The following is a 25,566-nucleotide window of genomic DNA, read 5'->3' on the forward strand; positions in this document are numbered from 1 at the left end:
CAGGGTCTCGTTGCGCCATAGCGATCTGATGGAGCGCCTTTATGGACGACCGTATGAGCCTGACCACACAATTGCCCCGACCAAAGCTGACCAGCAAGAAGCAGCTCGAAGGGCTCTTGGGGCGTGACTGGAAGGTTGGTTACGCCTTCATCCTTCCACTCGTGATCATCATGGCCTTGCTCATATTCTGGCCATTTGTCAGCGCCATCTTCATCAGCACCACTTCGCTTAACTTTCTAACCGGTGAGACAACCCAGGTTGGCGTGCGCAATTACCAGCGCCTGTGGAGCAGCAGCGATTTTCTGCAGGCGATGCAGAACACCATCCAATTCACCTTCTGGTCGCTCAGCCTGAAATTCGTCATCGGCATGACCGTGGCGCTTATCCTCAATAGCCGCCTGCCCTTCCGCGCACTGCTCAGCGGCATCATGCTGCTGCCGTGGATTGTTCCAGAGATCGTCACCGCACTCGCCTGGAAAAGCATTTATGATCCGATGTTCGGCGGGCTTAATCCGATCCTGCAAGGGGTTGGCGTAATCGACCGGCCACTGGGTTGGCTGTCGGATCCGACCATGGCCATGGGCAGCATTATTTCGGTCAATGTGTGGAAGGGTATTCCCTTCTTTGTCCTCTTGCTCTTAGCCGGGCTGAAGGCGGTCGACCGCGAGCAGATTGAGGCCGCCCAGGTCGATGGTGCCAATGCTGTCCAAAGGTTCCGTAGCGTCACCCTGCCCAGCCTTCGCTATGTCGTCGTCGTAACGCTGCTCTTGTCCTTTATCTCGACCTTCAATCAGTTTGGCCTGCCCTTCCTGATGACCCAGGGGGGACCGGGCGGCGCGACAAAGCTCTATTCGATCCTCGCCTATGAGAAAGCTTTGGGCTCGCTCCAATATGGCCCCGGCATCGCCATAGCCTTCAGTGTTGCGCCCTTGATGGCGATCCTGATTTGGCTCTTGGCGCGGTTCATGCGCCACGACGATAAGCGCGATGGCGCCTCGGCAAAGCGCAGCGGCACCGGTCACAGTGTCATGAAAATTGCAGCGCGGGTGTTCACCGGCTTCATCGATCTGATCTTCCTGCCGATCAATCTGGCCTTTGCCGGTATCGAATGGTTGATCCGCCGGGTGCGCGTCGCGACGGGCCGCTCACCCGTCCAGCCGATTTTCCGGAAATCGGCGCGCTCCAATGCGGGGCCCATAGCGCGGGTGATCGTCCTCTTGCCGCTCCTCGCCTTTGTGCTCTTTCCCTTTTATTGGATCATCACCACCTCGCTCAAATCCACGGCGCAAATCAGCGAGCGTCGGTCGATCTTTTGGCCAGAGCCAGCGACCTTGGAGCAATATCGCTCACTCGTCGGCGACACGCCCTTCCTGACCTGGCTGCTGAACTCGGTCTTCGTTGCCGCTGTCAGCACGGTGATTTCGGTCGCGCTAGCGTCCCTTGCCGCCTATGCCCTCTCACGGCTGCGCTTCCGCGGCGCAGGGCTTCTGACAACGCTGCTGCTGATCACCTACCTTTTGCCCGGCACGCTTCTGTTCATCCCGCTGTATCAGACACTCACCACCATTGGCGTGATCAATTCACACATCGCGCTCATTATTACTTACCCTACCTTCCTTTTGCCCTTCGCGACTTGGGTATTAATGGGTTACTTTCGGTCCATCCCGGTCGAACTGGAAGAAGCGGCCCGTATTGATGGTGCAAGTCGTCTCTATATCTTCTGGCGCATTACGCTTCCTCTGGCAGCTCCGGCGATCCTTTCCGTCACCTTGTTTGCGTTCACCAACGCTTGGAACGAGTTTCTCTTTGCCTTCGTCTTCATCACCAGTGAATCTCTGCGCACGCTTCCCATCGGCCTGCAGTCGCTTGTGGTGGGCGATATTCTCCCTTGGGGTAAGCTGATGGCAGCATCCTTATTGACCGCCGTGCCGGTCGCAATTCTCTACGTCTATGCGCAACGCTTCTTGTCCGAAGGCCTCACCGTCGGGGCTGTTAAAGGATGAGCGACGCTACAACACGGTCGTCTGATGGGCAGTCGCTCAACGACACTATTGTTCGCAACTCAATCCCGTCCGCTGTGGATGCGATGGTTCAGAACATCAGGGGACTGATCACAGACGGCAGGCTGACCGTGGGCGATAGCCTGCCTACGGAGCGCGAGCTGTGCGAACGCTTTCAAGCCAGCCGCAATACTGTGCGCGAGGCCATGCGTATCATGAAGGCCTACGGCATGGTGTCCGTTCGACCCAAGATCGGGGCGATCATCATCGATGACCGCATGGAACGCGCACTGGACCTGTTTTCGTTCAACACGCTCGATATTTCGCGTCAGACATTCTCTGACGTGCAGGGCCTACGGCAATTGATCGAAATCAGCTCGGTCGACATCATCTTTGACCGGATTACCGCCACCGATATTGTCGAGTTGCGCGACATTAATGGCAAGCTGCGTGATGCAGCCACGATTGTTCAGGCGTCGGAGATGGACTTTCAGTTTCACCTCCGTCTGGTCGCCATTCTCAACAATCGCGCCGTTCTCGACGTCTATCGCATCATGAAGCCGGTGATGCTGCGGATTATGGAACGCGCCAAGGAACTCCGCGATTTCACCGGCGTCACTTTTGAGCAGCACGACAGCGTCATTGACGGCCTCGCCCTGCGCGATCGCATCCATTTTCAATATGCCCTGCAATCGCATTTGCAGATGGGCAAGAAGGCGTTCAACGACCGCGAAGAAGCGGAGAACACGCTGTCTGCCAACAGTCGCAAGGGCACATCCACACCATAACAAGACGAGGAGTGGCCGAGGGAGCCCACCTTCGGCAGAGGGGGAACAATGAAAATCACGTCGGTCAAAACAGCGGCCACCACCGGCCACTGCATGCACCTATGGGTGAAGATTGAAACGGACGCCGGTATTACCGGTATCGGCGAATGCGTTCATGGCGGGCATCAGGCCATCGCCATTATCCAGCATGAACTCACCGAAATGCTGATCGGGCGCGATCCCTTTGCCATCGACGCATTGTTTGAAGACCTGCGTCGCCGCCGCGTTTTCGAGGGCGGGTTCGCAGGCGCCCTCATCACCGCCCTGACGGGCATTGAAATCGCGCTATGGGATCTCAAAGGCAAAGCGCTCAACGTCCCAATTTATGAACTGCTGGGAGGCAAGTTCCGCGACGACATCCGTCTTTACTGCGATTGTGAAGTTTCTCCGGGCATGAATATGGCTGAAGTGCAGGCCGTGGTCGATGAAGTGCTCGAAGCAGGGTTTTCTGCCCTCAAAGTCGATCTCGACATTCGCGCCTATGGGCACACGGGCAGCGAAACCGGCTGGTACCAGAAAGACGCCTTCAACATGACTCCCAATAAGTGGGAGCACGAGCGCATGGTCGAGCTCGCCCATATGGTCGTCGCCGCAGCGGGCCCATCGGTAGATGTAGCGTGCGATCTGCACACGCGCCTCGACAAGCACAGCGCCATTCGCCTCGCCCGCGATCTCGAACCGCTCAAGCTCATGTGGCTTGAAGAACCAGTGCCGCCCGAGAATATCGACGTCATGGCCGAAATCACGCGCAGCACCTCAACCCCAATCTGCGCTGGCGAAAACCTCTATCTCCGGCACGGCTTCCGAAAACTGCTCGAACAGCAAGCGGTCGACATCATCATGCCCGATATTCCCAAATGCGGCGGGCTCTCGGAGTGTCGCAAAATCGCGGAAATGGCGGACCTCTATTCCATCCCCTTCGCGCCCCACAATGTCTCGTCGCCGATCGGCACCATGGCCTCGGCCCATGTGTGCGCGACCGTGCCGAACTTCCTCGTGCTCGAGTATCACTGGTTCCACCGGGACTATTGGTCGACGATCACCGACGGTGGCGAGATCATCAAGAACGGCAAAATCACCCTCTCCGACCGCCCCGGTATTGGGCTTGAGCTCAATGAAGAGGTCGCACGAGCGCATCAATATCCCGGCACGACTTGGTTCGCCTGATATTTCGCAAAACGGATTGCATAGGAGGGATTTGACATGATCGAGATTGCAAAAATCACCCGGCCACCACGCCACATTATTGAAGCACTGCGCAGCCTCGGTACAGCAACAATTGCAGGAACGCTGGGACACATGGGTTTCCGCAATCCGCATATGACCGGCATTCTACCGCAGACCAAGGGTAACGTGATCTGTGGGCCAGCCTTGACCCTGCAGTGTCTGCCGCAGCGCCCCGACCTCTACAACCATGGCGAGTATGCGGACCCGGAGACGCAATTGCATCGCCATGTCCTCTATCAGGTTGAAGAAGGCGACGTTGTCGTCGTCGACGCCCGCGGCGACATGCGCTCCGGCATTTTCGGCGATATGATGTCCACCTATTTCAAAGGTCGTGGCGGCGCCGGTATCGTGATCGATGGCGTAATGCGCGATAGGCCCAATGTCGAAAAGCTGGACTTGCCGCTGTGGCTAAAAGGCTGGTCGCCCAATTTCCACGTCCAGACAGATATTTACCCCAATGCGGTCAATGTCACTATCGCCTGTGGCGGGGTTACCGTCGTGCCCGGCGACATTATCGTTGCTGATGATGACGGCGTGGTCGTGGTCCCCCTTTCCATGGCTCAAGCTGTGATCGAAGACGGCCAGAAGCACGCCGAATGGGAAGAATTCTCACGCATGAAGCTGATGGCGGGCGAGTCCCTGCAGCGCTACTACCCGCTCCATCCCGACGCTGAGGAAGAATACCAAGCCTGGCGCAAGCTAAACAGTTAGGCAGCTCGGGCTGTGGTGCAAGACGGTCGTACCCTATTCATCGGCACCCATAACGCTTGCTGCTTGGCCCAGCTAAACTCCTAGAAATTAGCAATCATTTTTTCCTGCTCGATACGTCGAGCAGGGGTCTTTTCTGCCTGCTTAAACGACACACCAAAGCCGCTTCGTGACGACATTATTTGGCCCGGCGCCAAGGCCGATTCATCGGTCCTGGCCCGTTCGTCCAGACCTCGATTACCGCGAAAACGACACACCTTTGCATACAGTTTTGCGGCTGGTCGATTAACTCACCGCACATCGCCAACCGTTTGGTTGAGCTTATCAATTCACATTCGAGAGCCTGTTCTACGGGCTACCGACACCCCTAATCCTGGTATCCCAACGCCACGTCCCTATTGCTAATGCGTATAAGCGCTGATACGTATCAGCACATTGGAGAACTCGTATGGCAGCCCACAAGAGACTCACGCAAAAGGATATTGCCCAGCTCGCTGGCGTCAGCCAGGCGACTGTGTCTCTCGTTCTGAATGGTTCGCCTTCTGATGCGCGTCGCATTCCTGATGATACGCGTGAACGGGTTCTCAAAGTCATTCGCGACACAGGCTATGTGGCAGATCCTGTCGCGCGGCGCATGGTCAATGGGCTCAATCGCATTCTGGGTGTGTTCACCTACGAACCTGCCTTCCCGTCCGATCAGGCCGACTTCTTTCTCCCCTTCTTGCTGGGCATTGAAGATGCCGCGCAGGAGCTGGGTTATGACCTGCTGCTGCTGACCGGCGCTGGCAAGAAGCGCAAAATTTTTGGCGACAATGTCCGCCTGCGCTTGGCCGATGGCTGCATTGTTCTCGGACGCCAATTTGATCGCGATGAACTGGCGCGCCTCGTCGGTGGCGACTTCCCCTTCGTGGCTGTTGGCCGACGTGATGATGCGGGTGGGCCGGTGCCCTATGTCGGCAGTGATTATGCGGAAGCCACGGCGGAGCTCGTGGCGCGCACCAAGCGCATGGGCCACCAAAAACTTGGGTTTATCGGCTTCAAAGAAGGCGCTGAATCGAGTGCCGACCGTTGGACAGGCTTCCAGCAGGAAATGGCTGGGGCGGAACTCGCCTTTACCCATCACCATGTCGGCTCAGACGCCAATGCCCTGCTTGATGGCCTGCTGGCCGCTGGCGTGACCTGTGTGTTCTGCACCGAACTGGTCGACGCCATCGGGTTGGAAGCGGCCGCCCGTGCGCGCGGCGTCTTGGTGCCCAACGCGCTCTCTATCGTGGTGCTCGGCAACCACATTCGGACCGAAGAGCCGGGCCGCAAATTCACCTCTTTCGCCATCCCCCGTGAAGCCATGGGGCGCGGCGCTACTCAGATGTTGGTGCGACGCTTGGAGCAGAACGAAGACGTTCAGCAACAGCTTCTCACTTGCCAAATGCTTGAGGGTGACACCCTCGGCCCCGTTTCTCGCTAACTCGACCGGAAATTATGATCAAAGAGCTTCACGCAGATATTCTTATTGTTGGCGGCGGCCTCGGCGGTGTTGCAGCAGCGCTCGGCGCTCTGCGCGCGGGCCGCTCTGTTATCATGACAGAGGAATACGACTGGATTGGTGGTCAGCTGACCAGTCAGGCCGTTCCGCCCGACGAGCACTCCTGGGTTGAACAGTTCGGGATTACCCGTTCCTATCGCAAACTGCGTTCGGGTATCCGCCAGTACTATCGCGATCACTACCCGCTGACCGAAGCCAGCCGCGCTTGGGATGACCTTAACCCCGGTGCGGGCTATGTCAGCCGCCTGTGCGCAGAGCCACGCGTTGGCCTTGCCGTTCTCGAAAGCATGCTCGCGCCCTCTATTGGCGGCGGCAAGCTGACCATTTTAAAGCCCTACCTGCCTATTTCGGCTGAAGTTATCGGCGACGAAGTGAAGTCCGTAACGCTGCGCCATCGCGACAGCGACCGTGTCATCACCTGCTCGGCTCCGTATTTTGTCGACGCCACCGAACTGGGCGATCTGCTGCCACTGACCGGCACTGAATATGCTTCGGGCTTTGAAGCGCAGTCAGACACTGGCGAACCCAGCGCGCCTGCTGAAGCGCAGCCAGACAATGTTCAGGCCGTCTCGGTTTGCTTTGCCATGGACCATGTCGACGGCAATCACGTCATCGATAAGCCGGACAATTACGACTACTGGCGCACCTACGAGCCGCACTTCTGGGGCGGGCCTATGCTGGGCTTTACCGCGCCGCATCCGCGTACGCTCGAGCAGACCACGCGTACATTCACCCCGAATGTGGATGACAATCCGCTGCTAGTGGATGCCGATCAGCGCCGCAATGCTGGCGACGGCAACCTCTGGACCTTCCGCCGTATTGCAGCGCGTCGCAACTTCGTGCCGGGCGCTTACAATTCCGACATCTGCCTCGTGAACTGGCCGATGATCGACTATCTCGATGGCAATATCATCGATAAGTCGGTAGACGAAAAAGCGCGCATGCTCAAGGAAGCTGCCGATCTTTCCTATTCGGTCTTCTACTGGCTGCAGACCGAAGCGCCACGCACCGATGGTGGCTATGGCTTCCCGGGCCTGCGCCTGCGCGGTGACATCACCGGCACCGAACATGGCTTGGCCATGGCCCCTTACATTCGCGAGAGCCGCCGCATTCTGCCGGTGACCCGTATCGTCGAGCAGGACGTTTCCATGCTCGTCCACGGCAATAATCTCTCGAAAAACTATCGTGATAGCGTCGGTATCGGCATGTACCGCATCGACCTTCACCCCTCTACCGGCGGCGATAACTATGTGGACGTTGAATCCGCACCGTTCGAAATCCCGCTCGGCTCTCTGCTGCCACGTCGCGTGAAGAACCTCCTCGCGGGTGGCAAGAACATGGGCACCACGCACATCACCAACGGCTGCTATCGCTTGCATCCGGTGGAATGGAACGTTGGAGAAGTGGCGGGCATGCTTGCCGCTCATTGCCTCAATAATGGCCTCACCCCGCACCAGGTGCAGGCCGACGACGGAAAACTCCAGGACTTCCAAGCTCAGCTGTATCGCGAGGGGATCGAGATCCGCTGGCCGGACGTCCGTGGGTACTAAGAAACTTTCAAGGGAGAGAATTATGAACCGTATTGCTCAGCTCAAGGCCACTGCGGCCCTCGCCGGCATCATGCTGCCGCTCGCATTCAGCGGCGTCGCATGGGCTCAGGACGCAGTGAACCTGCGTATGACCACATGGAGCGCGAACGAAGCGCACATGGCGCTGTTCAACGAAATCGCGGCAGCTTACACCGCTGAAAATCCAGGCGTGACCGTAACCTTCGAACCTCTACCGTTCGACAACTACACCACGACCTTGACCACTCAGATCGCAGGCGGCAACGCACCGGATCTGGCTTGGATCTTCGAAACCAGCGCGCAGGACTTTGTTGCCTCTGGCGCACTGGCTCCGCTCACCGATCGCTTCAACGCCATCGAAGGCTACAATCTGGCCGACGTGACAGAAGGCGCACGTGCACTTTGGCAGCGCGATGGTCAGCTCCATGCTTACCCATTCTCGACCTCGCCATTCGCGATGTTCGTCAACACCGATCTGATCACCGCAGCTGGCGCTAAGACTCCAGCCGAAATGATCGCGGCTGGCGAATGGACTTGGGACAATGCCATGGCATCGGCCAAAGCTGTTGCTGACGCAGGTAAGGATGGCATCATCATCCGCGACTTCAACTATCAGAACTGGCAGAACCTGACCGCCTTCTTCCGTGGTTGGGGCGCCGATGCATGGTCTGCAGATGGCAAGACTTGCGGCTTCAACACGCCAGAAATGGTCGAAGCCATGACGGCCTTCCACACCGGCATCTTCAAGGATGGCTCCTTCCCAGGCCCAGGTGAAAACGTAGACTTCTTCACCGGCGACGCAGCAATGACCGTCACGCAGATCTCGCGTGCTTCGCTGCTGCCAAAGGAAGACGCCTTCGGTTGGGACCTCGTTCCGCTTCCAGCTGGTAAGGTTGGCACCTATTCGGTTGTCGGTCAGGCCGGTGTTGGTGCCCTTGCTTCGGGCAAGAATGTTGACGCTGCTGTCGACTTCCTCGCTTTCTGGACCAACGAAGCCAACAGCGCAAAGCTGGCGCAGTTCTTCCCACCAGCGCGTGCGGCTCTCCTGAACACCGAAACCTTCACCGCGACCAATCCGCTGCTCTCGGCTGAACAGATCGAAACCGTTGTGATCAACGGCATCTCCACCGGCAATGTTGTGGCTGGCCACACCAACTATGCTCAGATTCAGCAGACCATCCGCGCATCGCTTGACGCTCTCTGGGTTGCAGAAGCTGACGTTGGCGCAGTTCTCGACAACGTCTGCTCGAGCGTTAGCCCACTGTTGATGCGCTAAGCACCACTTGAGCTTCGGCTCCTTCTTCTCTCCCTCTCGCAGGGAGGGAAGCTGAACAGGACCTGGCACGCCAAGTCCGTCGTGAACCAAGGTGGGGGTATGCCCCCGCACACACTGTGCCCGTGGCTAACCCCCACCCTTGATCCCTCCCCGCAAGCGGGAGGGAGACGCAGGAACCTCAATGTCTCAGCCAGTACAAGCGCCGCATAAGCCGCCCTTCTGGACCATCGCTCGTCGCGATGCGGCCGCCGGCTATCTCTTCATCGCACCGCAGCTTGTGGGTACGATCGTCTTCGTTCTCATCCCACTTGCGCTGGTGTTCTATTATTCGCTGCACGAGTGGAACGTGCTGGCGAATACCTTCACCTTTGTGGGTGACGCCAACTATCAGATGCTGCTGCGCGACCCAAACCTCCCCCCGGTTTTGTGGGCGTCGGCCGTCTTTAGCTTGGGCCTCGTCGTTCTCAATATGAGCCTTGCGCTGCTCTTGGCCATTTTGATGGATCAGAAGCTCAAAGGCATTGTCGTTTTCCGCACGCTGTTCTTCTCGCCAGTTGTGGTTTCTCTCGTCGCATGGACGATCGTCTGGAGCTTCTTGCTGCAGGTGAACGGCGGCATCAACGGCCTGCTTGCCATGATTGGCATCGAGGGTCCGAACTGGCTGCGCCACCCCAACACGGCCATGATCTCGGTCGTCGTCGTTCAGGTTTTCAAGAACGTTGGCCTCAATATGATCCTGTTCCTCGCGGCCCTACAGGGCGTGCCGAAGGAACTCTATGAGGCAGCACGCGTCGATGGCGCAGGCCAGTTCAAGCAATTCCGCCGCATCACCTTGCCGATGATCTCGCCAACCATGCTGCTCACCTCGATCATCACGATTGTCGGTTCGCTGCAGGTCTTTGCGCAGATCGCAATCCTGACCAAGGGCGGGCCGGGCGTGTCGACCACGGTGCTGGTCTATTACCTCTACCAGCAGGCGTTCCAGTTCAATTTCTTCGGCTACGGCTCCACTCTCTCAATCCTACTCTTTGTCATCGTTGCGGTCCTCACCGTCGTTCAGTGGCAGATGCGCAAGCGGATCGTGTTCTATGAAAACTGATCTTTCTCCCCGCATGAAGGTGGCGCTCTACGGCTTGCTCTGCGTGCTGCTGGTGCCGTTCGTATTCCCGACCTGGTGGATGATTACCTCATCGGTCAAACCGATCAGCGACATCTTCGCTTTCCCGCCCGATATCTGGCCCCGTCGTTTTGACTGGACCACCTATCAGAAGGTGTTTGAGCTCCAGCCCTTCGCACGCCAATATTGGAACTCGGCCTATATTGCAGCCATCGTCACGGCAGGCACCATGGTCATCTCGTCCATGGCGGGCTACGCCTTTGCTCGGATCAAGTTTCCCTTCTCAAACGCGATCTTCATGATCGTGCTGCTGGGCCTGCTTATTCCGTCCGAAGTCACCATCGTTCCGCTGTTCCAGCTGTTCCTGAGCTGGGGCATGGTCAACACTCATTGGCCCCTCATTCTCGTGCCGATTTTTGGTGCGCCATCGGTTTTCGCGACCTTTGTCATGCGTCAGTTCTTCATCTCCCTGCCGGGCGAACTTGAAGAAGCCGCGCGTGTTGATGGTCTGGGCCGGTTTAAAATCTTCTGGAAGATCGCCCTGCCCCTGGCCAAGCCAGCGCTCGGCGCGGTCGCCATCTTCACCTTCCTCCACTCGTGGAACCTCTACCTCGAGCCTATTGTCTTCATTTCCTCGACGCACATGTTCACCCTGCCCCAGGCGCTGACCCAGTTCACGGACGCCTATGGTGGAGCCATGTGGAACATTCAGCTCGCTGCCGCGACCATGACCGCTATTCCGGTGCTCATCGTCTTCATCGTGGCGCAAAAGCAATTTGTCGAAGGTCTTGCCCATACCGGTCTGAAAGGCTGATCCATGGCCAAAGTTTCTCTCAACGATGTCCGCAAGTCTTACGGGGACACTCACATCCTGCACGGGATCAATGTCGACATCACCGATGGTGAGTTCATCGTGCTCGTCGGCCCTTCTGGTTGCGGTAAGTCGACCCTGCTGCGCATGATCGCGGGCCTTGAAACCATCAGTGGTGGCGACATTTCCATCGGCGACCGTGTCGTCAATGAACTTGAACCCAAGGACCGCGACATTGCCATGGTGTTCCAAAATTATGCGCTCTATCCGCATATGACGGTTGCCACCAACATGGGCTTTTCGCTTGAGCACCGTGGCGCGTCCAAGGCTGAAATCGCCGAACGTGTGAATTGGGCGGCCGACATTCTCGGGCTCACCCCGCTCCTTGAGCGCTATCCCCGTCAGCTCTCGGGCGGCCAGCGCCAGCGTGTTGCCATGGGCCGCGCTATCGTGCGCAACCCGCAGGTGTTTTTGTTTGACGAGCCGCTGTCCAATCTCGACGCCAAGCTGCGCGTCGTTATGCGCGGCGAAATCAAGGGCCTGCACCAGCGTCTCGGCGTGACCACGGTCTATGTGACCCACGACCAGATCGAAGCCATGACCATGGCCGATCGGATTGTCGTCATGAATGGCGGCAAGGTTGAGCAGATCGGCGCGCCGCTCGATCTCTATGATCGTCCGGAAAATGTCTTTGTCGCGGGCTTCATCGGCTCGCCCGCAATGAACATCATTTCGGGGACCATCGAGGGCGGCAATTTCGTCGGCAATGGCGTCACCCTGCCAATTCCTACAGGCGTCTCACCAACTGGTCCGGTCAAATACGGTATCCGCCCGGACCACCTCTCGCTGGCGTCGTCCGGCATTGCCGCAGTGGTCGGTCTCGTCGAGCCAATGGGCTCTGAAACGCAGGTCACAATGACAATGGGTGGCCAAACAATCGTCGGCGTGTTCCGCGAGCGGGTCGGCGCCAAGCCCGGCGAAACCATCCATATTGCCCCTGAACTCTCTGCGGTCCACCTATTCGACGCCGCACTCGGCAACCGGATTAACTAATGTACGCGACTACCCCCTTTTATGCCTCGCTCACCAACGGCGATTTCCCAGTGATCGTGTCTTTGGCGCGCCATGACATCGATCTCGCAAAAGCAGCGCTGGATGCCGGTGCGACGGCGATCAAGACCCATTTGAACGCCTATCACCGCGCAACCGACCGCACCTTCGGCACTTTTGCGCAAGAAAGACCGTTCTTTGAGGAACTGGCCAAACTTGGTTGCCCACTATTGGTAATGGCCGGGCAAGAAATCGTGCCAAGCGAAGCGGAGATGGACGCGCTGTACGACCTCGGCTTTCAGGGGTTCAACGTTTATGTCGACCACCTCCAGCCGCATCTGCTGAAATCCAAACTGCGCCCGATGCCTGCTTTGGCCTCAACCAGCACGCCCGAAGATCTTCAGCGCATCGCCGCTATTCCCGGCTGCATCATCGAAGCGTCAATCATGACCTTTGACCGCTACCGCACCGCGATGACGGAAGACGATTTGGCGCGATACAAAGCAATTGTTGATGCGGTCGATGTGCCGGTCATTCTGCCGAGCCAACTCGCGCTCACACCCGCTGACGCCCGTCGCCTCCGCGAAATCGGCATCGCCGCCCCCCTCCTCGGCGCCATCGTCACCGGCGACACAGCTGAAAGCATGTTCAAAGCCGTAAGCGGCATTGTCTCGGCGTAAGTGTCCAAACTGTCCGCCTTTGCCGATCGCTCAGTATGAGTCCTGGCCGAGGCGGACAGTTCAATTGATATGACGCTTAAAATATACTGCCAGCCCGTCCCAGAGGACCGTAACTATCTGCCTACCAATTAACCCGAACGCCCAAAACGCCTTGTGTTGAGGCTGACGTTTGCCCTTCACCGAGGGACCAACGGTGATCGACGTGCCCGTATACGCTCGCTGTACGGCTGATTTTTGCGGTGAACCCGACGCCAACATCGGCTGAGGTGCTGCCGAAGGGCGTCTCCATGGCGTGACTGGCAAATGAGGTTGTGTCGATGCCCCGGAAACCGTGCCAAAGGTTTGCCTTCACATAGGGTTGAAGCTTTTTATCGCTCGCTGAGGAGCCTTGCCGGAGGCGGAACCCCACTCGACCTGTGAGCGCATCTGTGCTGCCAAACGAGACCGGAGAAATATCGTCCTCCGTAGAACCTAATCGCATAGTCTGATAAATCAGTTGCGCTTGCGGCTCGATCGTCCAGTTTTGATCCAGCGCAATGGGCTGCCCCGCTTCGACCGAAGCCGTTAGACCCAGCCCTTCTGTATCGAGACGCATGCCATAGTCTGAGATCGCGGCGACCTGTGTCCAATGCGCCTGCGCGACACCATCGATGTAACCACCGTTGGGCTCGTAATGTGTCCAATAGGCGCCGACGGCCGTGGCACCCAATTCCACTACGCCCACAGGGAGTTACGATGCTCCAAGCGCGTATCCGCTAACTTGCGCCTTAGAAGCAGCGAGCGCGCCATAAACACCGATATGATCGCGACGACCATCTTCGTGTTCGCCGCGATAGATATCAACGCCCGTTTGTAGGCCCAGCAGATGAACATCTTCTGCGTTAACATTGAGTTCGCCACCCCACTGTGCGCGGCCCCCTTCGACGATGGCACGAGTCCACACAGCATTCATGAGCCTTGCATCTGAGCTAGGTCCCATGCCTGCCTGCTCACCAACGCGCTCATGCAATGTTCCGACCAACGTCATGCCCATGCGGCGGGAAAGATCCGTTATAGGCGCGTATAGAGGAACTTCCGGCCTATAAAGTGGGATGTCCGCTTGAGCGGCAATGGGCACATGCGATCTCAAGAACCAATCGTCGTCGTCACCACCGGTCAAACTGCCGCGCTGCAGAACATATTCATAAGCGCCAGCGGCGACCCGACCGCCAAGCGCGAAAGCGTCTCGGGCAGTCATTCCGCCTGCCCGTGTGTCGATCACCAGAATGCCGTCACCGATAGTCTGCTGACCGGAACCACCTGCATTGTTTATGGAGACTGTGGTTTTGCCCGTCGCTGTACCGCCGTCAATAACGAGTAGGTTTGACGGAGAACCGTCCCCATCCAGCTGCGTGTTCAGGCGCAAGCGCCCATCTCGACCGAAATAGTCCCTGGCAACGAGGATCGGAAAACCAGCGGCTGCTGGGTCAAATCTTAGCTCACCCGCGTTGTCGACATAGGCCGCATTGGAGTCCCCCGTAATTGTCCAGACGGAGGGGTTGAGAGAAACTGTGCTGGCGTTAGTTGCCATACCGGTCCAGCGTGCGCCCTTGAGGGCAATATTGGCTGTGTTGTTGCTGTCAGCGAAGAGATCGCCGATCCACTCCGAGCCATCAATGGTAGCGTTCAGCACATTTCCAGCCCCAGTGACATCGATATCGCCATGAACGCGAGTAACGTCGGTAAGCGTCACGTCGACATCACTGGACCCAACCGATGACTCTTTTACGGCAAGTAGGACGGAACGAGGAGTTGAGGTAGGCGCGACAATATCAATGGCGCCGTTTAGAGCGATTGTTCCTGTGCCCCCATCTACCAACATCACTGGTGCCGCGGAGGCAGAAAGACTGCCTCCATTGATGGTCACACTATTGGTATCCGCCGCTGATACATTCCAAATGGCAATGGCGGAGGCATCAGTTCCTGTTACCGCGATATCGACATTTGACGCCTCGACCACACCACCATCAAATGCCGCAATACCATGGGCAGAAGCACCCGACGTCGTGAAGGTGCCGCCGAAAGCTTGGATTTTCCCGGCGAGCTGCGCTTCAAGCGAATATGACGCCGACCCTTGCGTCTCAACCGTCACTGCTCTGAGGTCCACGAGTGACCCTGCGCCCCAAGCATAGACACCGACTGCTCCACCACCAGACGTGGTGATTGTAAAATGTTCCATGGAAAGTTCGGCACCAGCGCCTGCGCCCGCACCGTAGGAATTGCTGCCCTTGGTCTCAATAGTGCCAGAACCTAGCCCCCCCCCCCCCACGCGCCCGCACCATATACATCGACACCAGTAGCATTAGCGCCATCAGTCGCAATCTGGATACCGCTTGCGTCGAAGACGCTCGTGTCGACCAAAATCCCCCAAGAGTCACTGCCCAGAACGGAGATATCTGCGTCAACCAAGGTCATCTCGGAACCGTTTTCGACACGGATAGCTTCGGAAGCTCCGCTTCCCTCGGTAACAATAGCAATCTGTTCAGCACTGACGAACGCACCGTCCAACACCCGAATGCCGCGCGCCGAAGGACCTTGCGTTACAATATCTAAGTTGCGGAGCGTTATTTCAGTACCTGTGTTCTGAGCGAGAACGCCGTCAGCTCCGTCATCACTTGTGGTAATTCCCACTTTTTCGGCGACGAACTGTGCGCCCGAGGTAGCTGCAATTCCATAGCTATGGCTCCCGGCCGTGCTGATGGTACTGTCACTCAGCACTGCTGAACTCGTCGCTCCGTCCAGCTTTAATCCGATGGAGTGGGTACCCAGACTGCGCAGGACCACACCCTGCCCAGTATAATGACCACCTGTCACGTCGACGACGGCACCTGAGCCGGATGTTTTCTCCCGCGTGACATCCCGATCAGAACACGAACCAATGGTAATACTGAGCGATCCAGTTTGGGGTTGGCAGGCGGATTGCGCGTATCCCTGACTGGTCGAGACACAATAGGTCAGCATTGAAAGGATGCCGGTGGATGCAAGCCTACAAATGCGAATGAGCGTTCGGCTAGCGACGTGCATTGGTCATCTCCCAACCCTCCTGCGCCAACTTGGTAAAGCAAGGAGGAATTAACGGTAATGAAGGAGGAAGAACCAATAACGCAAATACAAAGTTAACTACAGGCATCGCCATAAAATATCATTTACAGAAGTACCGCGCGAATACTAATTATTTTTGCTTAATGACGACCCCTTAAGGCAAGCATTCAATCTCTGAAATAATATCACAGAGCCAAGGAATTGAGTAATTGCACAATTCTTTGACAAATACATTCTGATCGACACACACCAATAGTTCATCACAAACAGAAGCGACTCATGTTGCCGAATGTGATTTGGCGGCGGCCCGCTGTTTGCTCTGGCTCGTGTGCAACTCTCTCGGAACTAAGCTGCATGGTGCATAGCCAAACCAGATGCCTCGCTCCTAAACGCATATTGCATACCAAATACACTTAATGTTAGCTATTGTGACAAGCGGCGAGGAGGAGGAGCTCTGACGTCGCGATCTGGGAGGATCACATGACATTTCGTTTGAGCAGCCTTGTTGCTGCATCGCTGGTTGTCGCCACGGCTCTGATGCCAGTGGCTGGTTCGGCGTCCGATAATAAGATCGCTATCATTTCGGGCGGCCCGCACCCATACTTCACGCCATGGGAACAGGCAGCGGCCGATGCAGCCAAAGATTTTGGCATTGCCACTGTGGAATTCAAAGTTCCATCGGATTGGAAGCTGGAGCTGCAGACCGAGCTGCTCGAAAGCCTCGCCGCGCAGGGTTACACCGGGTTCGGTATTTTCCCCGGTGATGCGGTTGGGATCAATTCGACCGTTGCCGAACTCAAGGACAATGGCATCCCCTCGCTCGCCGTCGCGGGTTGCGCTCAGGACCCAACACAGGTCGAGTTCTGCTTCGGGACGGACGTGTATCAATCGGCTTACCTCGGCACTAAGGCATTGATTGAGGCCATGGGTGGCAAGGGCGCAATCGTGCATCTTGCAGGCCTGCTGGTCGACCCAAACACCACACTGCGCAGCGACGCGGTACAGAAGGCGGTTGATGAAACCAATGGCGCGGTGACGCTCCTGCAGACCGTTGCGGATACCGATGCGCAGGAAGCTGCGGACCAAAAAATCAACGCCCTACTGGCCGCGCAAAAGGATGAAATCGGTGGCATGATTGCGACCGCTTATATCCCGTCGGTCGTATCCTCAACGGCGCTGCGCAATCTCGGTGACAAGTGGATCAAATTCGTCGGTATTGATGATGACCCAATTGTTCTCGATGCGATCCGTGACGGCTTTGTTGCCGGAACCATGGCCCAGAACCCCTATGGTCAGGCCTATATCAGCGCCTATGTGCTCGACCTGTTGGCCTCGGGCAGCTGCACGGTTAAGGCCGATGCGCCGTTTGTGACAACACCACAGACAGCCAAGTTCATCGACTCCGGAACCCTGGTGATTTCGGCGGCCAATATTGACGCCTACCAGAACGACCTCAAGGCACTGACCACGGAAATCCAGTCGGGCTTCAAGGACAAGTATCTGACCTGCAACTAGGCCTTGACGCGATGCCGCTCCGTTGTTGGTGCGGCATCGCCTTTCCGGATTATTGCCATGACCGCCACTGATAGCGCGCTGACACCGCGCCGCTCGCTGCTGGACTTTTTGGGCAAAGGCTCGACACAACTGGGCCTGTTTGTCATCGTCGCTGCGTTTTGGATCATCTTTTCAAGTCTCGCGCCGGGATTTCTCTCGCGTTTCAATCTCAATTCGCTGGGGCGCTCCCTTGCGGTCGATATCGTCATTGGCTTTGCGCAAATGGCGGTGCTGGCCACAGGTGGAATGAACCTCTCGGTGGGAGCCATTGGTGTCTGCGCGGTGATGCTCACCGGCTTTCTGCTACAAACCCTCGGCCTGCCGATACCCATTGCTTTGGCAGGCGCCCTGCTCGGCGGAGCGGCGCTGGGTTGGCTCAACGGTTTTACGATTGTCAAAACCGGGGTGAACAGTTTCATCGTCACCCTTGCCAGCGCCAGCCTCTTTTCGGGCGGCATGCTGATCCTGACCAAGGCGGTGCCGTACAATGCCCTGCCCGTGAGCGTCGGCGAGTTTGGCAAGTCGAGCTTTCTCACCCTGCCCTCGCTCTTGTGGGTCGCCATCGGCATAGGCGCGCTGCTTTTCGTCCTTTATCGCTTCACCCGACTTGGCCGGGAAATCCTGGCGACGGGGGCCAATACGCGGGCGGCGCAGATGTCGGGGATCAATACCGGCCGGGCCATTATCATCTCACACGCACTCTCTGGCGTGCTGGCGGCCGCAGCGGGGATCATGCTGACCTCGCGCCTTGGCGCAGCCATGCCTTCGGTTGGCGGCGATGATTGGCTGCTGCCTTCGTTCCTCGCTCCGGTACTCGGCGGCACGGCCTTAGCTGGCGGCATGGTCTCGGTGATCGGCACCATGCTTGGTGCGGCGCTGGTCAGCACTATTCGCAGTGGGCTGCTGGTGCTGCAGGTGGGTAATTTCTGGCTGCAACTTTTCCTCGGTGTGATCCTGCTCTCGGCGGTGCTGCTCGAACGCTATCGCGCCAGCCAAGCGCTCAAACGACAGGTGCGCCGCGCATGACTTCTTTCAATCGCGTTTTGCAGGTGGAGTGGTCGGGCATTCTGCTCGCCATTCTGGTGGGCATGGTCGCGCTCGCCATCGCCGCACCGTCATTTCTGACGGAATTCAATCTTTTCGTTCTCCTGCGCAGTTTTTGCGTGGCGCTACTCGTTGCCTATGCGCAGATGGTGACGCTGGGTGTGGGCCAGATGAACTTGGCTATCGGGTCGCTCGGAGGCCTCGTCGCCATCACGGTCGGCGGGTTGATGGACGCGCTGGGCGTGCCCGTGGTCCTGGCAGTGCCGGCGGCGATTGCCGTTGGCGGCCTCGCCGGATTTATCAATGGTTGGCTGACCGTGCGGACCGGCATCAACGGCTTTATCGTTACTCTGGCCACCGGCTCGGCTTTCGCGGGCATCAATCTTGGCATTACCCGCTCAATTCCGTTCTACAATTTGCCTGCTGAATTCGTGTCTTTTGGTACTGGCCGTATTGGCATTTTGCCTCTGCTGCTGATTGTGCCGCTGATCGTCACCGGATTACTGGCGCTGTTCTTTTCGCGTGTACCAACGGGGCGACACATGTTGGCGGTTGGTGGCAATGCCAATGCCGCCCAGCTCTCGGGCATTTCGCTGCCGCGCACGATCATCAAGGCTCATACACTGTCGGGCCTCCTAGCAGCGGTGGCGGCCGTCTTGGCGGTTGCACAGCTTGGATCAGCGCAACCAACTATTGGCTCCAACTGGCTGATCATCTCCTTTGCCGCGCCGATCATCGGCGGTGCGTCGCTGTCGGGCGGGCATATCTCCATCATCGGCACTTTGCTCGCCGTAGTGCTGATTGCGCTGATCGAGAACGGCATGGTGCTGGTCAAGGTCGACCCATATTGGGTCCAGTTTATTCTCGGTGCGCTCATTCTCGGAGCGGTTGGGATCAATCGGCTCCGAGCCATTCGGACAGGGGGCGACTGAAATGGTGCTGTCAATTGAAGGCGCAACCAAAGCCTTTCCGGGTGTTAAAGCGCTCGACACCGTCTCACTCGACCTTCGTCCGGGCGAAATTCACGCCCTGATGGGCGAGAATGGCGCCGGCAAGTCAACGCTGATCAAAATCATCACGGGCGTTCACCGACCTGACAGTGGACGTGTGCTGCTCAACGGCAAGCCGATTGAGCTACACTCACCGCGAGACGCCATTGCCCACGGCATCTCGGCAGTGCACCAAGAGCGCAATCTGATCCCTCGGTTCAGCGTGGCCGAGAACATCGTGCTCGAGCATTTGCCGCGCAAAAACGGACTTGTCGATTACGCGGCGGCGCATGCCGAAGCGCGCAAGTATCTCGATCGCATTGGGTTACCAATCGACACCCATACGCAGGTGCGGAACCTCTCGGTAGCGCAGATGCAGATTGTCGAAATAGCGAAGGCACTGCGCCACGAAGCGCAGGTCTTGCTGCTCGATGAGCCAACAGCTTCAATCAGCGAAACCGAGGCCGACGCCCTGTTCGCCCTATTGCGGCAATTGCGAGATCGGGGCGCCGCTATCGTCTTTGTCAGTCACAAACTGGAAGAAGTTTTTGCCATTTGCGATCGTGTGACTGTCTTGCGGGACGGCAAGATTGCGGCCAGTGGCGAGCCCATGTCGGAGATGACACGAGGCAAGCTGGTGTCCCTGATGATTGGCCGCGAAGAGAAGGAGACGGACTATAAAAACCGTAACCTACCCGAGAACACGCCAACCAAGCTCTTACTGCAAAGCCTCTCAACGAGCCTAGGCCATAAGGACATTACGCTTTACGTCAAGAAAGGCGAGATAGTTGGCCTTTACGGCCTTGTTGGTGCGGGCAGATCGGAGCTGGCTCGAGCCTTGATTGGTGATGCAAAGATTACCAAAGGCGTCGTCAAAATTGATGGCAAGCCGGTGCGGATTTCATCCGTCGAGGAGGCCCTCACCCGGCATCGTATTGGCTATCTCAGCGAAGACAGGAAAAGCGAAGGACTGATCCTCTCGCACCCGATCCGCTCCAATATCGCTGTAACCATCTGGCGACGCTTGGCCAATGCCTTCGGTTTCCTTCATGCGGGTGCAGAAACGGCGGCGGCCAAACCACTAGCCGCGCGGCTAGAAATTCATACGCCAAGGTTAGAGCAATTGGTGGGCAATTTGTCCGGCGGCAATCAGCAAAAGGTGCAGCTGGCCAAATGGCTGGCGGCTGAGGTCGACATCCTGATTATTGATGAGCCCACCGTGGGCATCGACATCAAAACCAAGGCCTATATTCACGAGCTAATCGTGGAACTGGCCGATAGCGGCATGACCATAATCGTCATATCGAGCGATATGCCGGAAATGATCGCGCTGGCGGACCACATCGTGGTGATGAAGGATTTTGCCATCGCCGGTCAGTACAAGAACGACCACATCTACAAAAATATGAGCAGCCAAATCATTGCTGCCATCCACAATTCCGAAACATCGCCGGAGGAGATGCTCGCATGAGCAAAATCGATCGCATTGAGGTGCTGATGGTCGATCTGGTGCCGAAGGTGAAACGGACCGATGCCATTCAGAGTTTTGTGAGCCAAGAGACGCCCATTGTCCGGATCTATTCCGACGACGGCCAGGTTGGCACTGGATACAGCTACACCATCGGCACCGGCGGCCATGCCATCGTTGATCTGATTGCCCGGCACCTGGCGCCACAGCTCATTGGGCATGACCCGGAGATGATCGAAGAGATTTGGAAAAAGCTCTTTTTCCATACCCACGCGACTGCCGTGGGCGCGATTACCGCCTTGGCTTTGGCGGCAATCGATACCGCGCTGTGGGACATGCGCTGTCGCAGGGCAAACCGACCGCTCTACAAAGAGGCCGGGGGTGCGCAGCGCTCCGTGCCGCTTTACACCACCGAGGGCGGCTGGCTGCACATCGAGCCTTCTGAACTCATCGAAGACGCGCTGCGCGCTAAAGAGGCCGGTTTTGGCGGCTCGAAAATCAAGGTCGGGCGTCCGCCGCAAGAAGACGTCAAACGGTTGACGGCGGTGCGGGAAGCGCTGGGGCATGATTTTGAGATCATGGTCGATGGCAATCAAGGCGCCAGCGTTGACGAAGCCATTCGGCGCGCGCGGCTCTATGAGCCGCTGGATCTTGGCTGGTACGAAGAACCCCTGCCCGCCGAAGATCTCGACGGCCACCAGCGGCTTTCGGCCTCGACAACCTTGCCCATTGCTGTCGGAGAGTCGATCTATCACCCCTCCCATTTCCGCGAATATCTGCAGCGGCGGGCCTGTTCTATCGTGCAGGTCGATGTGGCTCGGATCGGCGGGATCACGCCCTGGCTGAAAGTGGCGCATCTGGCGGAGACGTTTAACGTCGCGGTCAGCCCGCACTTTTTGATGGAGCTCCATGTGTCGCTGTGCTCGGCTGTGCCGAATGGTCGGTGGGTCGAATATATTCCGCAGCTCGATGGCCTGACCCATATCGGCATGATGATCCGCAATGGGCGCGCCGTGCCCTCTGAGGAGCCGGGGCTGGGGATTGATTGGGATTGGGATGCCATCAAAAAGCAGACCAGCGAAGGCACGCATATCATTGTGCGTTAGGGGGCGGGAATGAACAGCCGCAGCATTGGCTCGACAGGGGTCGAAGTGAGCGAAATATCAATGGGCTGCGCATCAATCGGGAACCTAGCAGTTGCGATTAGCGATGAGCAGGCGCAACAGGTTTTGCAGCTCGCGTGGGATCGAGGCGTTCGTTATTTCGACACCGCACCGCGCTATGGCAGTGGGCGATCCGAGGCGCGCTTGGGACAGTTTTTGGCGGGCAAGCCGCGCGATCAGTTTGCGGTTTCGACCAAGGTGGGGCGGGTATTGACCCCCGGCCCACAGCGCGCCGAGGCCTATGGATTTATCGATCCACTGCCCAATGATGTGCACTACGACTATACGGCCGCCGGAATAGAAAAGAGCCTTCGAGGCAGTCGAGAGCGATTGGGGCTTGAGAAGATCGATATTGTGCTCGTGCATGATATCGGCACTTACATGCTCGGGGCGGAGCACAATCCGGCCCATATGCGGGACTTTTTAGAAAGCGGGCTACCCTATCTGGCGGAGCTGAAAGCCAAGGGCCTCGTCGGCGCCTATGGGCTGGGCGTCAATGAAACGGAAGTGTGCCTTGAACTGCTACAAGATCATGCGCTGGACGTGATCCTGCTGGCGGGCCGCTGGACTTTGCTCGACCGCAAAGCAGAGGCAGAACTGGTGCCGCTGTGCCGGGAAAAAGGCACAAAGCTGGTGCTGGGCGGCGTGTTCAATTCGGGGATTTTGGCCGTTGGGCCGAAACCGGGTGCTTGGTTTGACTACGCGCCAGCGTCGCCAGATCTATTGCAGCAGGTCGCAGAGCTCGAAAACCGATTTGCAGCCGCTGAGACGGGATTGGCCCATGCAGCGCTACAATTTGCGCTGACGCGGCCGCAGGATGTGGTGGCCAGCGTGCTGCTAGGCGGTGCAGAGCTTTCAAATCTCAAGAAGAATCTCGACTTGCTGGCCAAGCCGCTGTCTAATCCAGCACGCCATTTGCTCGGTTAGGAGGAACCATGCAGATCATCGATACCCATTTGCATCTGGTCTACCGCCCGCAATTTGATGTGCCCTGGCTGGCCAATTATCCGGCGATAGATCGTGCGTGGACGGCCGATGAGTATTTTGCGGCAGCGGAAAAGCTAGGCATCGTCGCGGCGCTGCATATGGAGGCGGATGTTGCCGAAGGGCAAATGCTCGCCGAAGCCGAGTTTATGGCGACCGCGCATCCGCGCGTGAGCGGGGCGATTGCCGCAGGACGGCCGGAACATGCGGATTTCTACCAACATGTTCAGGCACTACAATCCCTGCCCCACGTCAAAGGCGTGCGCCGAATTTTACACACCATGCCCGATGAGCTGAGCGAGAGTTCGCAGTTCGTGGAAAATGTGAGGCTGTTGGCAGAGGCAGACTTGAGTTTTGATCTCTGCGTGCGGGCCAACCAATTGCATCTCGCCTATGAACTCGCGGCCTCAGCTCCAAAAGTCCAGTTTGTTCTCGACCATTGTGGCAATCCCGATATCGCCAATGAGGGTTTTAAGAGCTGGAGCGTGGGGCTGAAGAAGATCGCCAGCCTGCCCAATGTTGCAGCGAAGGTTTCTGGCATTGCTGTCAACGCAGCGCCGGGATGGAGCACTGAGACGCTCAAGCCCTATGTTGAACACCTCATCGAAGTTTTTGGCTGGGATCGCGTTGTCTGGGGCTCGGACCACCCGGTGCTGCTGCTCAACGGCAGCCTGGAACGCTGGGTGGAGGCATCCCTCGCCATCACCGCCAGCGCGGCGGAAAGCGATCGCGCAAAACTGTTCAACGGCAATGCCAGGCGGATCTATCGTCTGGAGGCTGCGCGATGAAACGCGTGGGATCAGTGATCGGCGTCAAGCCCGAAGAGATTGCGGACTATAAGGCGCTCCATGCCGCGGTTTGGCCCGGTGTGCTGGCCAAAATTGAAGCCTGCAACATCACCAATTATTCGATTTTCCTGCGCGAGCCGGAGAATTTGATGTTCTCGTATTTTGAGTATGTTGGCTCAGACTTTGAGGCAGACATGGCCAAAATGGCGGAGGATCCAGAAACGCAGCGCTGGTGGGCGGTCTGCGGGCCAAAGCAGGAACCACTGACCACGCGCGAGCCGGGCGAATGGTGGGCATCGACGGAAGAAGTTTTTCACGTCGACTAAACCTCATCCTCGAAGAAGCAATCCATATCGCCCCACTCAAAGCTGAGGACCGTGGAAATCTCGTCACAGGTTGATAGCCGCCCAACGGCACCCGGAAAACGCTCCGATGCCATTTACGCTGTTCTGAACGATCACCTGACGCGCGGCATTTTTAGCCAAGGTCTGGTGCTGACAGAATCCGCGATTGCCCGAGCCTTCGGTGTCAGCCGCTCGCCTGCTGCAGCGGCTCTGGAAAAGCTGGCCCAAGACGGCTTGATCTGCAGCTTTGATGGTCGCGGATTTCTGGTCGGCTCAACGACCAATATCCCTTTACGCCTCGATCTCTTCGAAGCGGGGTTATCGCTTGAGGCCGACAAGCTCGACGAAATGCAGCAACGCGGCTGGCGTGACCGTCTCTATCCGCTTGTTGAGCGCGATGTGGCCGCCTCCATGGCCTATGGCCCCTTCCAAATCGTTGGCACCAGCTTAGCGGAAACTTTTGGCGTCAGCCGCACCGTGGCCCACGAAGTGCTGACACGCCTTGAGCGCGTCGGCCTCGTGCAGCAGGGCAACAATGGCCGCTGGTACGTGCCGCGGCTCACGGTCCGCGATGTTGAAGAACACTATGAAGTGCGCTCGGTGCTTGAGCCGCTCGCCTTGGTTCAGGGCGCTAGGTCACTGGAAAAAGAGGACATAAAGGTCCGCTTGGACAGAGCTCGGTCACTCGTCGCGCGTGGCACGGCATCAAGTGAGGCGGAAATCGTCCAGCTCGAAAACGATTTACACCGCGACATCGTCCTAGCGTGCTCAAACGCCCAATTCCGCCAAATCATTGAGCGCAGCCAACTGCCCCTGATCGCGACGCATCTCACTTTCGAGCGCTATCTCAACGACGAAGAAATACTGCCCTCGGCCGAACAGCACCTCAAAATCCTAGAGGCACTCTACAAAGGAGACGACGCGACCGCTGCGAAAGAAATGGTCCACCACCTCCAAGCAGCGCTCGTCAGCACCGTAAAAGTGCTCGAGGCATCCGTGACCACACCCACATCCCGCATTCCAAGCTACCTCATCCAGCCGCAACAGGGATGAGCAAGCTCGTCACAGAACAACGGCATATAGGTCCGAAGCGGAAACTGAATCAAAATCGGCAGCACTGACGCTCAGCATCCGGTCGCCGAAAGTCCATAACTCATGCCAAACACCCCTACCCGGCGGCACTATTGAGCTGGAATTGCGAAAGACAAGAACACTACAGACTGCGTCTGAGAGTGTCAAAATGCGACAATTTCAATGAAAGAAAATGGCGCGAGAGACGGGGCTCGAACCCGCGACCTCCGGCGTGACAGGCCGGCGCTCTAACCAACTGAGCTACTCCCGCAG

Annotated in this window: 23 protein-coding genes and 1 tRNA gene; 20 read left to right on the plus strand and 4 right to left on the minus strand. The window is 57.6% G+C overall.

The window, feature by feature from the left end; translation table 11 throughout:
- The first annotated feature begins 41 nt into the window (after positions 1-41).
- The 11 genes from H4N61_RS08590 (at position 42) to H4N61_RS08640 (ending at position 12,807) form a co-directional block, all read left to right on the plus strand.
- The gene (locus H4N61_RS08590; protein WP_182395784.1) at positions 42-2,003 is read left to right on the plus strand and encodes an ABC transporter permease subunit; all 1,962 of its coding nucleotides are present in this window, start codon (positions 42-44) and stop codon (positions 2,001-2,003) included.
- The gene (locus H4N61_RS08595; RefSeq protein WP_169193808.1) at positions 2,000-2,788 is read left to right on the plus strand and encodes a GntR family transcriptional regulator; all 789 of its coding nucleotides are present in this window, start codon (positions 2,000-2,002) and stop codon (positions 2,786-2,788) included. The genes H4N61_RS08590 and H4N61_RS08595 overlap by 4 nt, the downstream gene beginning before the upstream one ends.
- A gap of 48 nt (positions 2,789-2,836) precedes the next feature.
- Positions 2,837-3,994, plus strand: coding sequence for a mandelate racemase/muconate lactonizing enzyme family protein (locus H4N61_RS08600; RefSeq protein ID WP_169193807.1), 1,158 nt, complete (start codon positions 2,837-2,839; stop codon positions 3,992-3,994).
- 36 nt (positions 3,995-4,030) lie between these two features.
- Positions 4,031-4,765 (plus strand): ribonuclease activity regulator RraA, encoded by a 735-nt coding sequence (locus H4N61_RS08605; protein WP_182395786.1) that lies wholly within the window; start codon positions 4,031-4,033, stop codon positions 4,763-4,765.
- Positions 4,766-5,210: 445 nt separating this feature from the next.
- Positions 5,211-6,227 carry a LacI family DNA-binding transcriptional regulator gene (locus tag H4N61_RS08610; protein WP_182395788.1) on the plus strand — a complete coding sequence of 339 codons (1,017 nt, stop codon included), beginning with the start codon at positions 5,211-5,213 and terminating at the stop codon, positions 6,225-6,227.
- 14 nt (positions 6,228-6,241) lie between these two features.
- Positions 6,242-7,855: an FAD-dependent oxidoreductase gene (locus H4N61_RS08615; protein ID WP_210337003.1), complete on the plus strand. Its 1,614-nt coding sequence runs from the start codon at positions 6,242-6,244 to the stop codon at positions 7,853-7,855.
- Positions 7,856-7,877: 22 nt separating this feature from the next.
- Complete coding sequence (locus tag H4N61_RS08620; RefSeq protein ID WP_182395789.1) at positions 7,878-9,149, plus strand: sugar ABC transporter substrate-binding protein; 1,272 nt, start codon at positions 7,878-7,880, stop codon at positions 9,147-9,149.
- Between the two features lie 181 nt (positions 9,150-9,330).
- Complete coding sequence (locus H4N61_RS08625) at positions 9,331-10,248, plus strand: sugar ABC transporter permease (RefSeq protein WP_182395791.1); 918 nt, start codon at positions 9,331-9,333, stop codon at positions 10,246-10,248.
- Complete coding sequence (locus H4N61_RS08630) at positions 10,238-11,080, plus strand: carbohydrate ABC transporter permease (protein WP_169193801.1); 843 nt, start codon at positions 10,238-10,240, stop codon at positions 11,078-11,080. The genes H4N61_RS08625 and H4N61_RS08630 overlap by 11 nt, the downstream gene beginning before the upstream one ends.
- A gap of 3 nt (positions 11,081-11,083) precedes the next feature.
- A complete protein-coding gene (gene ugpC / locus H4N61_RS08635) occupies positions 11,084-12,130 on the plus strand; it encodes a sn-glycerol-3-phosphate ABC transporter ATP-binding protein UgpC (RefSeq protein WP_182395793.1) in 1,047 nt (348 codons plus the stop codon).
- Complete coding sequence (locus H4N61_RS08640) at positions 12,130-12,807, plus strand: hypothetical protein (protein WP_169193799.1); 678 nt, start codon at positions 12,130-12,132, stop codon at positions 12,805-12,807. Before ugpC ends, H4N61_RS08640 begins: the two co-directional genes overlap by 1 nt.
- A gap of 121 nt (positions 12,808-12,928) precedes the next feature.
- Here H4N61_RS08640 and H4N61_RS08645 read toward each other — a convergent pair whose 3' ends face one another.
- From H4N61_RS08645 to H4N61_RS08655, 3 genes are all read right to left on the minus strand, one after another.
- Complete coding sequence (locus H4N61_RS08645; protein ID WP_182395795.1) at positions 12,929-13,531, minus strand: autotransporter outer membrane beta-barrel domain-containing protein; 603 nt, start codon at positions 13,529-13,531, stop codon at positions 12,929-12,931.
- A 6-nt stretch (positions 13,532-13,537) separates the two neighbouring features.
- A complete protein-coding gene (locus H4N61_RS08650; RefSeq protein WP_182395797.1) occupies positions 13,538-15,025 on the minus strand; it encodes a pertactin-like passenger domain-containing protein in 1,488 nt (495 codons plus the stop codon).
- A 71-nt stretch (positions 15,026-15,096) separates the two neighbouring features.
- Positions 15,097-15,564, minus strand: coding sequence for a hypothetical protein (locus H4N61_RS08655; RefSeq protein WP_182395799.1), 468 nt, complete (start codon positions 15,562-15,564; stop codon positions 15,097-15,099).
- A gap of 804 nt (positions 15,565-16,368) precedes the next feature.
- Here H4N61_RS08655 and H4N61_RS08660 point away from each other — a divergent pair.
- Genes H4N61_RS08660 through H4N61_RS08700 form a run of 9 tightly spaced genes read left to right on the plus strand, consistent with a single transcriptional unit; the run spans position 16,369 to position 25,275 of the window.
- Positions 16,369-17,403 (plus strand): sugar ABC transporter substrate-binding protein, encoded by a 1,035-nt coding sequence (locus tag H4N61_RS08660; protein WP_182395801.1) that lies wholly within the window; start codon positions 16,369-16,371, stop codon positions 17,401-17,403.
- A gap of 57 nt (positions 17,404-17,460) precedes the next feature.
- Positions 17,461-18,468, plus strand: coding sequence for an ABC transporter permease (locus tag H4N61_RS08665; protein ID WP_182395803.1), 1,008 nt, complete (start codon positions 17,461-17,463; stop codon positions 18,466-18,468).
- Positions 18,465-19,418 (plus strand): ABC transporter permease, encoded by a 954-nt coding sequence (locus H4N61_RS08670; RefSeq protein WP_182395804.1) that lies wholly within the window; start codon positions 18,465-18,467, stop codon positions 19,416-19,418. Before H4N61_RS08665 ends, H4N61_RS08670 begins: the two co-directional genes overlap by 4 nt.
- Position 19,419: 1 nt before the next feature.
- A complete protein-coding gene (locus tag H4N61_RS08675) occupies positions 19,420-20,946 on the plus strand; it encodes a sugar ABC transporter ATP-binding protein (RefSeq protein WP_182395806.1) in 1,527 nt (508 codons plus the stop codon).
- Positions 20,943-22,049, plus strand: coding sequence for a mandelate racemase/muconate lactonizing enzyme family protein (locus H4N61_RS08680; protein WP_182395808.1), 1,107 nt, complete (start codon positions 20,943-20,945; stop codon positions 22,047-22,049). Before H4N61_RS08675 ends, H4N61_RS08680 begins: the two co-directional genes overlap by 4 nt.
- A gap of 9 nt (positions 22,050-22,058) precedes the next feature.
- Entirely contained in the window at positions 22,059-23,033 is a 975-nt protein-coding gene (locus tag H4N61_RS08685) for an aldo/keto reductase (RefSeq protein WP_182395810.1), read from the plus strand.
- Between the two features lie 8 nt (positions 23,034-23,041).
- Positions 23,042-23,878: an amidohydrolase family protein gene (locus H4N61_RS08690; protein WP_182395811.1), complete on the plus strand. Its 837-nt coding sequence runs from the start codon at positions 23,042-23,044 to the stop codon at positions 23,876-23,878.
- Positions 23,875-24,204, plus strand: a complete 330-nt coding sequence (locus H4N61_RS08695) for an L-rhamnose mutarotase (RefSeq protein ID WP_182395812.1) — start codon at positions 23,875-23,877, stop codon at positions 24,202-24,204. The genes H4N61_RS08690 and H4N61_RS08695 overlap by 4 nt, the downstream gene beginning before the upstream one ends.
- A 51-nt stretch (positions 24,205-24,255) precedes the next feature.
- The gene (locus H4N61_RS08700; RefSeq protein WP_182395813.1) at positions 24,256-25,275 is read left to right on the plus strand and encodes a GntR family transcriptional regulator; all 1,020 of its coding nucleotides are present in this window, start codon (positions 24,256-24,258) and stop codon (positions 25,273-25,275) included.
- A gap of 212 nt (positions 25,276-25,487) precedes the next feature.
- Here the strand turns inward: H4N61_RS08700 and H4N61_RS08705 are convergent.
- Positions 25,488-25,564: transfer RNA gene (locus tag H4N61_RS08705), tRNA-Asp, on the minus strand.
- Positions 25,565-25,566: the final 2 nt, after the last annotated feature.

The sequence above is a fragment of the Devosia sp. MC521 genome (assembly GCF_014127105.1).
Taxonomy (GTDB): domain Bacteria; phylum Pseudomonadota; class Alphaproteobacteria; order Rhizobiales; family Devosiaceae; genus Devosia.

Coding starts and splice junctions, on each gene's coding strand:
- H4N61_RS08590 (WP_182395784.1), top strand. CDS start 42: ATGGACGACCGTATGAGCCTGACCACACAATTGCCCCGACCAAAGCTG.
- H4N61_RS08595 (WP_169193808.1), top strand. CDS start 2,000: ATGAGCGACGCTACAACACGGTCGTCTGATGGGCAGTCGCTCAACGAC.
- H4N61_RS08600 (WP_169193807.1), top strand. CDS start 2,837: ATGAAAATCACGTCGGTCAAAACAGCGGCCACCACCGGCCACTGCATG.
- H4N61_RS08605 (WP_182395786.1), top strand. CDS start 4,031: ATGATCGAGATTGCAAAAATCACCCGGCCACCACGCCACATTATTGAA.
- H4N61_RS08610 (WP_182395788.1), top strand. CDS start 5,211: ATGGCAGCCCACAAGAGACTCACGCAAAAGGATATTGCCCAGCTCGCT.
- H4N61_RS08615 (WP_210337003.1), top strand. CDS start 6,242: ATGATCAAAGAGCTTCACGCAGATATTCTTATTGTTGGCGGCGGCCTC.
- H4N61_RS08620 (WP_182395789.1), top strand. CDS start 7,878: ATGAACCGTATTGCTCAGCTCAAGGCCACTGCGGCCCTCGCCGGCATC.
- H4N61_RS08625 (WP_182395791.1), top strand. CDS start 9,331: ATGTCTCAGCCAGTACAAGCGCCGCATAAGCCGCCCTTCTGGACCATC.
- H4N61_RS08630 (WP_169193801.1), top strand. CDS start 10,238: ATGAAAACTGATCTTTCTCCCCGCATGAAGGTGGCGCTCTACGGCTTG.
- ugpC (WP_182395793.1), top strand. CDS start 11,084: ATGGCCAAAGTTTCTCTCAACGATGTCCGCAAGTCTTACGGGGACACT.
- H4N61_RS08640 (WP_169193799.1), top strand. CDS start 12,130: ATGTACGCGACTACCCCCTTTTATGCCTCGCTCACCAACGGCGATTTC.
- H4N61_RS08650 (WP_182395797.1), bottom strand. CDS start 15,025: ATGGAACATTTTACAATCACCACGTCTGGTGGTGGAGCAGTCGGTGTC.
- H4N61_RS08660 (WP_182395801.1), top strand. CDS start 16,369: ATGACATTTCGTTTGAGCAGCCTTGTTGCTGCATCGCTGGTTGTCGCC.
- H4N61_RS08665 (WP_182395803.1), top strand. CDS start 17,461: ATGACCGCCACTGATAGCGCGCTGACACCGCGCCGCTCGCTGCTGGAC.
- H4N61_RS08670 (WP_182395804.1), top strand. CDS start 18,465: ATGACTTCTTTCAATCGCGTTTTGCAGGTGGAGTGGTCGGGCATTCTG.
- H4N61_RS08675 (WP_182395806.1), top strand. CDS start 19,420: ATGGTGCTGTCAATTGAAGGCGCAACCAAAGCCTTTCCGGGTGTTAAA.
- H4N61_RS08680 (WP_182395808.1), top strand. CDS start 20,943: ATGAGCAAAATCGATCGCATTGAGGTGCTGATGGTCGATCTGGTGCCG.
- H4N61_RS08685 (WP_182395810.1), top strand. CDS start 22,059: ATGAACAGCCGCAGCATTGGCTCGACAGGGGTCGAAGTGAGCGAAATA.
- H4N61_RS08690 (WP_182395811.1), top strand. CDS start 23,042: ATGCAGATCATCGATACCCATTTGCATCTGGTCTACCGCCCGCAATTT.
- H4N61_RS08695 (WP_182395812.1), top strand. CDS start 23,875: ATGAAACGCGTGGGATCAGTGATCGGCGTCAAGCCCGAAGAGATTGCG.